This window comes from Candidatus Thiothrix phosphatis (assembly GCF_035668035.1).
Lineage (GTDB): Bacteria > Pseudomonadota > Gammaproteobacteria > Thiotrichales > Thiotrichaceae > Thiothrix > Thiothrix phosphatis.
Genome location: NZ_JAYMYJ010000075.1, coordinates 1 through 14,001 on the forward strand (window position 1 = coordinate 1; position 14,001 = coordinate 14,001).

10 protein-coding genes and 1 tRNA gene are annotated in these 14,001 nt (G+C 56.6%); 4 read left to right on the forward strand and 7 right to left on the reverse strand.

Annotated features, from left to right (window positions below; all coding sequences use genetic code 11):
* The 4 genes from VSS37_RS07880 to aceK all read right to left on the reverse strand — a co-directional run.
* The coding region (locus VSS37_RS07880) for a multidrug effflux MFS transporter (RefSeq protein ID WP_324694287.1) at nt 1–1,175 on the reverse strand (1,175 nt) is incomplete at its 3' end.
* 81 nt (nt 1,176–1,256) lie between these two features.
* Nucleotides 1,257–1,850, reverse strand: coding sequence for a Uma2 family endonuclease (locus VSS37_RS07885; protein WP_324694288.1), 594 nt, complete (start codon nt 1,848–1,850; stop codon nt 1,257–1,259).
* Between the two features lie 59 nt (nt 1,851–1,909).
* Nucleotides 1,910–3,994: an ATP-dependent DNA helicase RecG gene (recG, locus tag VSS37_RS07890; RefSeq protein ID WP_324694289.1), complete on the reverse strand. Its 2,085-nt coding sequence runs from the start codon at nt 3,992–3,994 to the stop codon at nt 1,910–1,912.
* A 27-nt stretch (nt 3,995–4,021) separates the two neighbouring features.
* A complete protein-coding gene (gene aceK, locus VSS37_RS07895; RefSeq protein ID WP_324694290.1) occupies nt 4,022–5,770 on the reverse strand; it encodes a bifunctional isocitrate dehydrogenase kinase/phosphatase in 1,749 nt (582 codons plus the stop codon).
* Nucleotides 5,771–6,061: 291 nt separating this feature from the next.
* Between aceK and VSS37_RS07900 the strand changes: the two genes are divergently transcribed.
* On the forward strand, nt 6,062–8,335 hold the full coding sequence (locus VSS37_RS07900; protein ID WP_324694291.1) for an NADP-dependent isocitrate dehydrogenase: 2,274 nt from the start codon (nt 6,062–6,064) through the stop codon (nt 8,333–8,335).
* A 74-nt stretch (nt 8,336–8,409) separates the two neighbouring features.
* Here the strand turns inward: VSS37_RS07900 and ygfZ are convergent, their stop codons facing one another.
* The 3 genes from ygfZ to VSS37_RS07915 form a co-directional block, all read right to left on the reverse strand.
* Complete coding sequence (gene ygfZ / locus VSS37_RS07905; RefSeq protein WP_324694292.1) at nt 8,410–9,438, reverse strand: CAF17-like 4Fe-4S cluster assembly/insertion protein YgfZ; 1,029 nt, start codon at nt 9,436–9,438, stop codon at nt 8,410–8,412.
* A 127-nt stretch (nt 9,439–9,565) separates the two neighbouring features.
* Entirely contained in the window at nt 9,566–10,513 is a 948-nt protein-coding gene (locus VSS37_RS07910; RefSeq protein WP_324694293.1) for a peptidylprolyl isomerase, read from the reverse strand.
* Nucleotides 10,514–10,794: 281 nt separating this feature from the next.
* Nucleotides 10,795–11,352, reverse strand: a complete 558-nt coding sequence (locus VSS37_RS07915; protein ID WP_324694294.1) for a YqiA/YcfP family alpha/beta fold hydrolase — start codon at nt 11,350–11,352, stop codon at nt 10,795–10,797.
* Nucleotides 11,353–11,432: 80 nt separating this feature from the next.
* Between VSS37_RS07915 and VSS37_RS07920 the strand changes: the two genes are divergently transcribed.
* The 3 genes from VSS37_RS07920 to VSS37_RS07930 all read left to right on the forward strand — a co-directional run bounded on the left by VSS37_RS07920 (nt 11,433) and on the right by VSS37_RS07930 (nt 13,928).
* A tRNA-Met gene (locus tag VSS37_RS07920) sits at nt 11,433–11,509 on the forward strand.
* 164 nt (nt 11,510–11,673) lie between these two features.
* Nucleotides 11,674–12,954, forward strand: coding sequence for a tyrosine-type recombinase/integrase (locus VSS37_RS07925; RefSeq protein WP_324694295.1), 1,281 nt, complete (start codon nt 11,674–11,676; stop codon nt 12,952–12,954).
* A gap of 272 nt (nt 12,955–13,226) precedes the next feature.
* Entirely contained in the window at nt 13,227–13,928 is a 702-nt protein-coding gene (locus VSS37_RS07930; RefSeq protein ID WP_324694296.1) for a ProQ/FINO family protein, read from the forward strand.
* Nucleotides 13,929–14,001: the final 73 nt, after the last annotated feature.

The following is a 14,001-nucleotide window of genomic DNA, read 5'->3' on the forward strand; positions in this document are numbered from 1 at the left end:
GCCAAAACCAATCCACTAGCCATCAGCCCCAACGCAAAAAAGCCCAGGACCAACGGCAGCACCGTCCCATCGTAACTCTGCCCGATCAGCGTTCCCAGCGGAATCGCGGCCAGCGTCGACAGTGAGCCAATGACGGAGGCGCTGATCCCGGCGATGTGCCCAAGCGGTTCCATCGCCAGCGCATTCAGGTTGCCGAACAGCATCCCCAGCGACAGGAAGGCGAGGCTGAAGTATGCCATCAGCAGCGCCAGCGGCGGCTGCCCGTGCGTACCGTAAGCGATCAGCAGGAACAGGCCGGACATCAGGGTGAAGCCAAGCACCGCCCGCTGCGCCAGCCAATGCATGCCATAGCGCATCACCAGCCGCCCGTTGAGGATGGAAGCTGCACCGATCGATAAAGCCAGCAGCGCGAAATACAGCGGGAAAGATTTCCCCAACCCGTACTGGATTTGCAGGATTTGCTGCGCCGAGCTCAAGTAACCTAGGAATGCGCCAAACACCATGCCGGTGGCCAGCGTGAACAGCATGCTGGTGCGGGTGGTCAGCACTTCGCGCAAGGCTTGGGTGAACTTACGCCAAGTGAGGGGGCGGCGTTTGTCTGGAGGCAAGGTTTCCGGCATCCGCAGCAGGAACCAAGTCGCCGCCACCAGGGCAAGCACCAGGAAGGTGGTGAAAATGCTGCGCCAGCCCGCCAGCAGCAGCAAGCCCTGCCCCAAGGACGGCGCCAGCATCGGCACCAGGATAAAGATGCTCATGGTGAACGACATCACCTGCGCCATCGCCCTGCCTGCATAGCAGTCGCGCACCAGCGCAATCGTCAGCACCCGTGGCGCGGAGGTGCCCAACCCCTGCAAGACGCGCCCGACCAGCATGTGGGAAAAATCCTGCGCCAGCATGGCGATCAGGCTGCCGAGCATGAAAATGCCCAGCCCCACGTACATCAGCGGTTTGCGTCCGGTCGCATCCGACAGCGGGCCGAACAGCACCTGCCCACAGGCCAGCCCCAAAAACAGGGAGGAAATGATCAGTTGCGGGTCGTTGGCGTGCTGTACGCCCAAGTCGTGCCCGATGGCAGCCAGCGCAGGCAGCATGGTGTCGATGGCGAGCGCGGTGAGGGAACTGAGCATGGCGATCAGGGCGATGAATTCGCCAAAACGGGGAAGTTTGGTTGGCATGGTATACGTTGATTGGAAAGAGGGCGGGAAGTGTAGCAGCATCGGTTCGCCTATACCGCACAATGCGTGCAGGTTGCCCGCTTACCCTGTCTTCTGTTCCAGCCAAACCAGCATGTCTTCGTTGGTGACACGTTCATAAATGGCTTCGACGGCTATGCTGGCGTTGACCGATTCCAGCACAACCTCATCCCCCAAGAAATAATAGGCGGATTGCCAGCCGACACTGCGGCGCTGGACTTCAACTTCGGCGAAATCCTGCTCGATCAGCACATATTCCAACAGGCTGGGGATGGCGAGGTATTCCAGACGCTTTTCGCCCTTGTCCTTTTTGCGGGTGCTTTTGGAGAGGACTTCGACAATCAGGATGGGGTTTGCCATGACCTGTTCATCTTCACTGGAATCATTTTCGCAAACGACGACGACATCCGGGTAACGGAAGCGTTTGCCCAAGGTTTTCACCAGCATGTCGCTGCTCAGGGGAAAACAGGGCTGCCCGCGCAAGTGGTTCCACAGCAGGCCTGAAATGTTGGAGGCAATCAGGTTGTGTTTGAGGCTGCCGCCAGCCATGGCGTATATTTGCCCATCCACATATTCGTGCTTGATTTCACTGCCTTCTTCGCCCGCCAGATACTCTTCAACGGTGATGTAGTCCAACTTTTCTGCGGTTGACGCCATGATGAACCTCCTGCTTTGCCTTCCGGCAATGTTAGCACAGCCAAAGGTCGGGATGACTTTCAGCTCTGGAAAAAGCGCGTGGCTGTAGCCCCATTTTCCTGTTGCAGCCAGCGCCGGGTCAGCAGCCCCACCCGTTCCGGGTAATTCGCCACCACTTCCCTCGCCGCCACCTGCACCGCTGGCAGCCAGTGCTGGTCCCGCAACAGGCTGGCGATCCGCAGCCGCACATCCCCGGTCTGGCGCGTGCCCAGCACTTCGCCGGGGCCGCGCAATTCCAGGTCAATATCGGCGATCACAAAACCGTCGGTGGTGGCGCGCATCGCGTCCAGCCGCTTGCGGGCGGTTTTGCCCAGGGGCTGCTGGTAGAGCAGCACGCAACTGCTGGCGGCGCTGCCGCGCCCGACCCGTCCGCGCAACTGGTGCAATTGCGCCAGCCCCAGCCGCTCGGCGTTCTCGATGATCATCAGCGAGGCGTTCGGCACGTCCACCCCGACCTCAATCACGGTGGTGGCGACCAGCAACTGGATTTCCCCCTGCTTGAACTGGCGCATGATGCTTTCCTTTTCGAAACCGTGCAGCCGCCCATGCACCAGCCCAACCTCGGCATGTGGCAGGCGTTCGCGCAGCAGGCTGGCGGTCGCTTCCGCCGCTTCGCATTGCAAGGTTTCGGATTCCTCAATCAGGGTGCAGACCCAGTAAGCCTGTCGGCCTTCATGGCAGGCGGCGGCGATGCGCCCAATCACATCATCGCGGCGCTCATTGCTGAGGGCGACCGTGGTGATGGGCGTGCGCCCCGGCGGCAATTCGTCGATGACGGAATAATCCAGGTCGCCGTAAGCCGTCATCGCCAGCGTGCGCGGGATCGGCGTGGCGGTCATCACCAACTGGTGCGGATAGTGGTCGCCCTGCTTGCCTTTTTCACGCAGGGACATGCGCTGGTGCACGCCGAAGCGGTGCTGCTCGTCGATGATGACCAGCCCCAGTTGCAGGAATTCGACCGTGCGCTGGAACAGGGCGTGGGTGCCGACCGCGATGTGGCCGATGCCCAGCAGCAGGTTTTCCACTTTGCGGCGGCGCTGGCGCGGGGTCTGGTTGCCGGAAATGTACACGGTTTCCAGACCCAGCGGCTCCAGCCAGCGGGTCAGGTTCTGGTAATGCTGTTCCGCCAGCAGTTCGGTGGGGGCCATCAGCGCCACCTGGTAGCCGTTGGCGATGGCGTGCAGCGCGGCAGCCACCGCCACCAGCGTCTTGCCGGAGCCGACATCGCCCTGCACCAGCCGGTTCATGGGGATGCCCTGCTGCAAGTCGCGGGTGATTTCGCTGATCACCCGGTTTTGCGCAGCCGTCGGCGCAAAGGGCAGGGAACGCAACAACTGGCACCAGTAATGGTTGGCTTCCCGCATGGCGGGGGCCTGTTCCTGCCGGAGTTCATGCCGGGCTTGCTGCACGCCCAATTGGTGGGCAAGCAATTCCTCGAAAACCAACCGATGGGGGCGCATGCCTTCCACCGTGGAGCCGGGCGGCGGATTGTGCAACAACTGCACGCAGGCTTGCAGGGGAGGGAAATTGTGGCGTCTGACGATGGTTTCCGGCAGTAAATCCGGCAATCCGTCCGTATGCTGCAAGGCCATTTCGATCAAGCGCCGCAGGCTGCGCTGCTGCAAACCTTCGGTCGCGGGGTAGGTCGGCGTCAGGGTGTTTTCAATGGGGGGCGGGTCTGAGCTGCCGAGCAAGCGGTATTCCGGGTGCGCCATTTCCAGCTTGAAGCCTGCTTGCCGCACCTCGCCAAAACAGCGGATGGCGGCACCTTCCCGCAAGCTTTGCTTTTGCGCTGTGGTGAAATGGAAAAAGCGCAAGGTCAAGATGCCGCCGCCATCGCTGACGTGGGACAGCAGCATGCGCCGCCCTCGGTTCACGACTTCGGTGGCGACGATTTCGCCCTCAACCAGCACTTCCTGCCCCACTTTGAGTTCGGCGATGGGGCAAATCCGGGTGCGGTCTTGATAACGCAACGGCAGATGGAACAGCAGGTCGGCGACTTGCAGGATGCCCAGCCGCGCCAGTTTTTCCGCCAGCGCATCGCCCACGCCGCGCAGGGCGGTGACGGGTTGTTGCAGGAAATCGGGTGCGCCTGGTTCACTCATGCCCGGAGTGTACTACGGGGAGCCCTCTCAATGCCGCTTGAAACGCAATGCCTGCGGGTAGGGGAAGACATCTTCGTAGGTGCCCGCATTGATCGCATCCTGCTTCTTTTTCCAGTAGCGGTGGTCGAGCAGGTCTTTGTGGTGCTTGAGGAAAATTTTGCGGATTTTGGGCGTGGCCAGCAGGAAGGTGCTGAATTCTTCCGGGAAGACATCGTTCGGCTCCACCGAATACCAGGGTTCGGAGCTGAATTCGTCTTCCGGGAAGCGGGGCGGCGGAATCTTGCGGAAATTGCACTCCGTCATGTAGCTGATTTCGTCGTAGTCGTAGAAGACCACCCGCCCCAGTTGCGTGACCCCGAAGTTCTTGTAGAGGAAGTCGCCGGGGAAGATATTGGCGCCCGCCAGTTGCTTGATGGCGTTGCCGTAGTCTTCGATGACCCGTTCCAGGGTTTCGCCATCCGCCGTTTCGATGAAAATGTTGAGCGGCACCATCCGCCGCTCCAGATAAATGTGGCGGAACACGATATTGCCGTCGTCAAGGTTGATGCTGCTGGCGCAGGTTTCGATCAGCTCTTGCAGCAGTTCCGGCACGAAGCGCTCCATCGGTAGGGCGACATTGGAATATTCCAGCATGTCGGCCATCCGCCCCACCCGGTCATGGCGTTTGACCAACTGGTATTTTTCCTCAACCTGCTGGCGGGTGAACTCCTTTTGTGGGGCGAATTTGTCCTTGATGATCTTGAAGACATAAGGGTAGGAGGGCAGGGTGAACACCATCATCACCATCCCACGGATTCCCGGCGCAATAATGAATTCATCGCTGGAATGCTTCAGGTGGTGCAGGAAGTCGCGGTAAAACGCCGACTTGCCCTGTTTGTGCAAGCCGAGGGCGGAATACAGCTCCGACATATTGCGGCGCGGCATCAGCTTTTGCAGGAAGGTGGCGACGGCGGATGGCACCAGGTGCTCCATCATGAAGTAAGCCTGGGAATAGCTGAAAACAACCGACAGCTGCTTTTCCCCCCAGATTAGGGCGTCAATATACAGGCCGCCTTTCTCGTTGTTGAGGATGGGCAGGGCGAACGCCGTTTCCTCGCGCCCGTTGATCATGCGCCCGACAATGTACGCCGCCTTGTTGCGGAAAAAGGCGTGGCGGATGACGGACAGCTGGAAATTCAGTTGCGCTTTGCGGTTCGCCCGCCCTGGGTAGCATTTGACAAGGGCGCGGAAAATGTTGCGCAGGTCGCGCCCCAGGTTTTCGAAGGGCAGGGTGAAACCGGCGTTTTGCAGGATGCGGATAATGGCTTCGCGCAAGCCGGTCGCGCCAGGGTAATAGGCGACGTAGCTGGTCTCCTCCGAGTCAATGTATTCGGTCGAAGTGGAGCTGCGCAGGAAGATGAAGGCGTTGGTGTAATGTTTGCGTGGAAACTGGCGGCAAAACACCGAGGTATAAAAAGTTTCCGCCAGTTCCGGCTGCTGGTGGTCCAGCAACAGGCGGATGTAGCGGTATTTGACTTCCTTCCACAGTTCTTGGTCAAGTGAGCGGATTTGGTACAGATCCCGTAGCAGGGCGATGGTTTCCTCGATGCGCCGGTCATACAGCACAATGCGTTCGCGGGAGGCGAGTTGCACCGCCCGCCAGTCAGCGGCCTCGAAGCGTTGGCGCGCCCCGGCGGTGATCCGCTGGAAGATTTCAAAGTGCCGGTTGAAGCCCTGCAAAATGGTGGTGGCGATGCCATGTGCAAGGTGGTTGAACTGCAATGATTGATCTGACATGGCAAGCCGGTTCCAATTTATCCAAAGAAAGCGCCCAAAATATTACAGGAATGTTTCTGCACCCGGCAATAAAAGCATGGGCTTGCGCTAATGTCGACAATTGTTCAGATCGAGTTTCGCTATTATTACCAGAAAAGAGCAGGTAAAATTGCGAAAAAAACCATAATATGGAGACTCTGCAAGTCCGTTATGAGCGCAGCTTCCACTTCTGGGGCACTTCAGATGTGGTGGTGGTTATTGATGGATTTGTATGAGATTGTCGGACAATCTGCTATTCAGGAATAATTTTACATGACAAATGAAACACCAAAGGTAATTTATACATTGACTGACGAGGCGCCGTTGTTGGCGACTTGTTCCTTGCTGCCCATTATCCGCACCTTTGCATCAGGCGCTGGCATTGAGATCATCAAAAATGACCTGTCTTTGCCTGCGCGCACCCTGGCGGAGTTCTCTGAGTATTTGACAGCAGAACAACAGGTTTCTGACGACCTGGGTGTGCTGGCCAAACTGACGCAGGAGCCGGATAGCAATATTGTCAAGCTGCCCAATATCAGTGCGTCCGTGCCGCAACTGATAGCGACTATCAAAGAGCTACAGGCGGCTGGTTATAAACTGCCGGATTATCCGGAAGACCCGCAAACGGAAGAAGACAAAGCCATTTTGCGCCGTTACTCCAAAGTGCTGGGGAGTGCGGTCAACCCTGTGCTGCGTGAAGGCAACTCAGACCGGCGCGTCCCGGCTGCGGTCAAACGTTACGCCCAGACTTATCCGCATGAAATGAAGGAGTGGAGCCAAGCGTCGCGCACCCACGTTTCACACATGAAGGACGGCGACTTTTATCACAGTGAAAAATGCATGACCCTGGATCGCGCCTGTGATGTCAGCATGGATCTGGTGACCAAAAGCGGCCAAACCATCGTCCTCAAGCCCAAGGTTTCCTTGCTGGAAGGCGAAATCATCGACAGCATGTTCATGAGCAAAAAAGCCCTGTGCGAGTTCTATGAACAGCAGATCGAAGATGCGAAGAAGACCGGCGTCATGTTCTCACTGCATGTGAAAGCCACCATGATGAAAGTCTCGCATCCGATTGTGTTCGGCCACTGCGTGAAGATTTTCTATAAGGAGCTGTTCGACAAGCACAGCGCCTTGTTTAAGGAAATAGGCGTCAACCCGAATAATGGCATGAGCAGTGTGTATGAAAAGATCGCCACCCTGCCCACCTCGCTGCGTGAAGAAATCGAGCGCGACATTCATGCCTGCTACGAACACCGCCCGGAACTGGCGATGGTGGATTCCGCCAAAGGCATTTCCAACCTGCATTCCCCGAACTACGTGATCGTCGACGCTTCCATGCCTGCCATGATCCGCAATGGCGGCAAAATGTATGGCCCGGATGGCCGCTTGAAAGACACCAAGGCGGTGATGCCGGAAAGTACTTTCGCCCGTATTTATCAGGAGATGATCAACTTCTGTAAAACCAATGGTTCTTTCGACCCCAAAACACTGGGGACAGTGCCGAATGTCGGCCTGATGGCGCAAAAGGCCGAAGAGTACGGTTCGCACGACAAGACCTTTGAAATCCCCGAAGACGGCGTGGCACGCATTGTGGACGACCAGGGCAAAGTCCTGATTGAGCAAAATGTGGAAGCGGGCGACATCTGGCGTATGTGCCAGACCAAAGACCTGCCGGTGCGTGACTGGGTTGCCTTGGCGGTCAGACGGGCGCGTGAGTCCCAATTGCCTGCCATCTTCTGGCTGGATGAATACCGCCCGCATGAATACGAGCTGATCAAAAAGGTCAAGACTTACCTGAAAGACCACGACCTGACCGGTGTGGATATCAGCATCATGTCACCACTGCGCGGGATGCGTTTCAGCCTGGAACGTATTATCCGTGGCAAGAGCACGATCTCTGTCACCGGCAATATCCTGCGCGACTACCTGACTGACCTGTTCCCGATTATGGAAGTCGGCACCAGCGCCAAAATGCTGTCGGTTGTCCCTTTGATGAAAGGCGGCGGTTTGTACGAAACCGGCGCTGGCGGCACTGCGCCGGTATTGGTGAAGCAACTGCTGGAGGAAAACCACCTGAGCTGGGATTCCCTGGGTGAATTCCTGGCGCTGACGGTTTCCTTTGAGCAGGTGGCCCGGCAATATGGCAGCAATAAAGCCAAAGTGCTGTCCGAAACGCTGGACGAGGCCATCGGCAATGTGTTGCTGAACGACAAATCACCCAAGCCCAGGACTGGTGAGCTGGATACACGCGGCAACCACTTCTATCTGGCGATGTATTGGGCGCAAGCGTTGGCCAAGCAAACCGAAGAACCTGAAATGGCGGAGCATTTCGGCAAACTGGCCAAAATCCTGACGGAAAATGAAGAAAAAATCCTGGCGGAGCTGAGGGACGCCCAGGGTAAGCCGGTTGACATTGGCGGCTATTTCTTCGCTGATTCCGCCAAGACCAAAGCGGTTATGCGCCCGAGCGCCACCCTCACGAACGCCATTATGGCGGCGCGGATGCCCGGCTTTACGGCGGCGGAGCTGGACGCCCGGAACGGCTAACGGGTTGGGAATAGTAGTTGTCTGACATAAAAAAGGGCGCAAATTGCGCCCTTTTTTGTTGGGTGTAGGCAGGGCTATTCCGTTTCCAGCGCGTAAGGCAATTCCAGCACTTGCACCGGATATTCCCCCAGGGTCAGTGGTTGGCTGGCCTGCGCAATTTTCATGACCGCCAGCGCTTCGACATAGCCATCCGGATTGCGGGTGGCGTTGAGGATGCTGCCAGCTTCAGGGTCAGCGCTGCTGCTGACGGCGGTGCCAATCGCCGGGACTGTTACGCAGCCCGGAACGCCGATGCGGTACATCTGGCGTTTGCTCTTGCCCAGGTATTTCAGGCGGGCGACGATTTCCTGTCCGGGAAAACAGCCTTTGCTGAAACTGACGCCATTGATCAGGTGCATGTTCATCATCTGTGGCACCCAGGCTTCGGTGCTGGCCAGCGTCACCATCGGGATGCCGGAAGAAATGTTGAAATAATCCCAACTGCTGCGGCCAACACAAGCGGCGTTGACGTTGAGGCGTTCCCATAGCTTGCGGGCGTCATCCAGTTCCCCCAATACCTTGAAACGCGGAATGGCCGCAGGTTGGCGCAGGACGGTCAAATTGCCGATTTGCAGGGTGTCGTAAGGGTTGGCTGGCACTTTGCCCAGGATGTCCGCCAGCTGTTTGTCGCCATCTGGCGCGGCATAGCCGAAATGCACCAAGCTGGCGCTGGCATCTTCCAACGCCACTTTGGAGCGCAGCACGTACATGCGCAGGCGTTTGAGGCTAGGCTCCAGCAAATCCCGCGCCAAGCTCAGGTAATACATGCCCTGCCGTTTGGTGATGAAGAAAGTCGCCAGTGTGCGGCCCTGCGGTGTGCAGTAGGCGCTGAGTTGGGAGAAGGTGTCAGTGACCTGCCGAATATCGTTGGTCAACTGGCCTTGCAGGAAATTGGCGGCGTCTTCCCCGCTCACGCTGATCAGCCCGAAATGCGACAAGTCGCACAGGATGGCGCCTTGCGGCGGAATGCGCCGTTCCCGTTCAGGATTGCCAAAAGAGATGAGCGAATCGCCTGCGAACTCTGCGCCGTGATTAATGAGGAAATTTTTCCATTCTGGTTTCATGCCGACTCCTCCCTTTGGTTCTGCCGATCATCGGTGGTTATGGTGGAAAGATAACGATTGCTGCGGTGGGTGTCGAGAAATCCCCGCTCCAGCGGTGGGAACGGGGATATTGGGGAAGGGTCGGAGCCTATTTCGTTTCGCCCGGCTTGGCGTCGGTAGGTTTGTCTTCCGGCTTGGCTTCAGTGGCTGGCTTTTCCTCTGGTTTGGGGGCATCAGCTTTCGTGGCGTCGGCAGGTTTTTCTTCCGGTTTGGGGGCGTCAGCCGCTTTTTCTTCCGGCAGCATAGTTTTTACATCAGCCTTGGAGCGCAATTCCTGCATGTATTCGAGCATTTTTTTCTGTTCGAATTCACGTTCCAACTGGGGTTTCATTTCTTCGAAGGATGGTGGTTTGGCGTCACGGCGTTCTTCCAGCTTGATGACATGCCAGCCGAACTGGGTTTGCACCGGCTCCTTGCTGATGGTGCCCGGTTCCATTTTGGCGATGGCTTCGGAGAAGGGCTTGACCATGGCGTCGGCCTTGAACCAGCCGAGGTCGCCGCCGGTCGGGGCGGAGGGGCCGGTGGATTTCTTTTTCGCCAGATCAGCGAAATCGACGCCGCTTTCCAGTTCCTTGATGATGGCTTCCGCTTCTTCCTTGGTTTTCATCAGGATGTGGCGTGCCTTGTACTCGTATTTGTTTTCGCCGCCGGTGCGTTCGTCGTAGGCTTTTTTCAGCTCTTCATCACTGGGTTTGAAGGAGGCAGCTTTTTCCTGGGTCCAGGTGTTCAGCACCAGTTTGTCAGTGACGTCCTTGACTTTGTCCTTGATTTCCTGACGCTCCGCCAGCCCGGCTTTGTTGGCTTCCTGGCGGGCAAGCTCGGTGATGATCAGGTCGTCAAGCAGCGCCTTGTTGTCAACCTTGTTCCCCTGGGTGGAGCGGCTGACCATGCCAGAGACAGCGTCCAACGTGTCTTGGGTAATTTCCACCCCATTGACGGTGGCTACGACTTTTTTATCATCTGCATGCAGCGTGGTCGCCATCAGGCTAAGCCCAACCAGCCCTGTTGCGATGATTTTGTTGGTTGTGAATCGCATTTCAGCTTTTCCTCTATCGTGTGTTTTAGGGTGATACTGTTTGGATAATATGTGTTTAAGTATATAAAAAATAAAGTATAATTTATAATATCCGTTTGCACATGCCGCATCTGCCATGTGTTGCATCTTAGGACAGTTAGAGCCAGTTTCCTGTTGGGCCGGAAGGATAACAGGAGCATGCCCCCAAGCACTGCCATCAGTGCGTGATATTGCCACACGCTCAAGCAGTCAGCAAATTAACATATCGACATGATTCTGCCCATGATTACCGGGTGGGTTCGTCAGAACCGGTCTATCAGTTCCAATATGTCCTGGAAGCGGGTGAAGCTGTGGTCGCCGCCCTGGAAAATCAACTGATGGGATTGGCGGTAATAGGCGGCCGCGTCCCGCCAGTCCAGCGTCTCGTCACCGTTTTCCAGCATCACCAGCATTTTTTCCGGGTTGGCGGGGGCAAGCTGATCCAGCGCCTCCAATTCATTCACATGTTCCTGCGTGAAGGTGTAACTGCCGCCGCCATACCAAAATTGCTGGGTGGTTCCTGCCAATGAACGCAACAGTAATGCTGGATGGACAGCGGGATTGATCAGCACTGCTTTCAGGCCGAACTTGGCGACCAAATGCGTGGCATAAAACCCGCCTAAGGAACTGCCGACTAGTTTGGGAGGTTCCTGAGCTGCTTCGATCAGCTTGATGAGGGTGGCCATGGCTTCGGCAGGCCGGTGGGGCAGGTCGGGGCTGAACCATTCTTGGACGCGGTTACGGCTGGCCAGCCACTGTTTCAGCACTTGGGCCTTGGTGGATAGTGATGAAGAATTGAACCCGTGGATATAAATTATCATATTGCCTGAACGCTCTCTGAATATTGCAGAAAAAGGGCATTGACAGCAGCCGGTGCAAAAGCTACTATCGCCAGCCTCTAGGCTATGTAGCTCAGTTGGTTAGAGCACATCACTCATAATGATGGGGTCACTAGTTCGAATCTAGTCATAGCCACCATTACATTGTTTCATGCTGTGTCATGGAGCGCCAGAAAGCCCTTGCAGGCGATAATCTGCAAGGGCTTTCTTGTGTCATGGTGTACCACCCTGTATCAGGGGATTCCAAAAAATTGCTTGTATTATTGTTGGTATCTCTGAACCACACGACAGGAGATACCAACAATGAGCGGCAAATTAACGGCTTCAGCCATCAAAAATGCTAATTCCTACCCGGACGGCAAGCCCCGCAACTTTGGCGATGGCGGAGGCCTTTATCTGCATGTCACCACCACTGGAAAATACTGGCGCTATAACTACCGTCTGGACGGTAAGCAGAAAACTCTGGCTATCGGCGTATACCCGGCAATCAGCCTGCAAACCGCCAGGGAAAAGCACAGGAAGGCGCGGGAGCTGCTGGCACGAGGTGTTGACCCATCGGCCCACAAACGCGAACAGAAAGCCATCAAGGCGGAAAAGGCGCAAAACAGCTTTGAATTCATCGCCAGGGAATACCACCGGCGCTACCTACCAACATGGCAGCCAGGATACGCGGAAAAGATGCTGGGTTACTTCGAGCGGGATGTATTCCCCTGGATAGGTTCCCGCCCCATTGCCGAGATTGAAGCCCCCGAGATCGTGAAAGTCATTTGCAGGCAGGATGAACGCGGGGCAGGCGGGGCGGCGCGCAAGGTCAAGCAACACATCCAGCAGGTTTACGATTACGCCATAGCGCAAGGGATAGCGCCACGTAACCCGGCGCGGGATATAAAAACATCGCTGGTGTTGAAACCAAGGCAGGTAAGGCATTTTGCTTTTATTAAAGAGCCGGGCAAGCTGGGCGAATTGATGCGAGCCATTTACGGCTATGAGGGGCAATTTACGACCTGTTGTCTGTTGAGGCTTTCCGCCCTGGTGATGTTACGGCCTACGGAATTGAGAACGGCAAAGTGGTCTGAATTCGACCTTGAAAATGCATTGTGGACTATCCCGGTAAAACGCATGAAGGCGCGGCGACACGTCAAGGAAGCCAATCTTACAGTCCATTACGTACCTCTATGTCGGCAGTCAGTCGACATACTGCAAGAGCTTTTCCCCTTGACCGGCAACCGGCGCGGCGGCTTCCTGTTCCCCAGTATCCGCACCCATGACCAACCCATGAGCAATAACACCGTGAACGCGGCCTTGCGGCGGATGGGCTTCGATAAAACCGAAATGAGTGGCCATGGTTTCCGCCATACCGCTTCCACCATGTTGAACGGCATGAAAGGGGAGGATGGGAAACGGCGCTGGGACAAGGAAGCCATAGAACGGCAGCTTGCGCACAAAGACCCAACTGTAAGGGGCATTTACAACCATCAGGAATATTTGGAAGAGCGGCGCGACATGCTGCAAGTATGGGCGGATTATCTAGACGAACTTAGGGCAGGCGGGCAGGTTTTGCCGTTCAAAACGTGTCAACTATAAGGCCAGAGGGAAGCATTGGCAGAGCCGGGGAAACCCGGCTTTTTTGCGTCCAGAGTAGGGTAAGGCAAGTGAGTTGCTACACTTGCTACAGTTGCTACACTTTGGGGTTAAAGGGACTTGCTACACTTGCTACAGTTGCTACACATAGAGAAATACTAATATTCTTATATATTATTAAATTATTGTTTTTATTATTAATAATATATTTATATCCTATTCTTTCCTTCTCCTTACCCTTGGTTTTCTTACTCAGGGAGTTGCTACTGCTACACTTGCTACAGTTGCTACACTTTGAAGGCAGGGGGAGGGGAAAGGCTGATTTCAACAGCGTGCGCGGCGGGCAAACTGGCGTGGTTCCGGCTGGCCTTGCTACACTCCCCGCCATACAACACCGCCAGGCGGGAAACCCCGGAACAGCAACACGGGTACAGGAAACCATGAGCGACACACCGAAAAAGACTTTGACCCTCACCCGCCAGCCAGCCAGCGGCGAAGCACCCGCACCGGGCCAGGTGAAACGATCCGGCAAGCGCGTCATCCGGCGCGAAGACCTACCCACCACCCGCAAGCCACCCGGCAAACCCGCAGGGGCAGGGAAGGGCAAGCCCACCGCGAAGAAACCCGCCCGCAAACCAGCACCCAAGAAACCCGTTATTTCTCCCAGCGACCTGAAAGCCCGCGAACTGAACGACCGCCTGAACGCCTTCTCCGTCTGGCGTGATTACCTGCCATTGGCCATCGGCGTTGACAAGGATGTGTTCCGGCTAGTGAATGAGGAATGTTTCCCCGGCGCATCCAAGAAAGTGGTGCAGAAGACGCTGGCCATGCACGCCAAACATGGGCGCTACCTGCAAGCCGTCACCCAGGGCGGCGCGCGTTACCGGCTGGACGGCACGGAGGAGGGGGAAATTACCAGCTATCAGCAGCAACTGGCAGCGGAAACCATCGCCAAACGGCAAGCGCCGAAGGGCTGAAAGCAAATTTCCTGCTGGTTTATGCCTGCCTCCCGGCGTTTGCGCACGCCATGTTCACGCCCAGCGTTCCGCA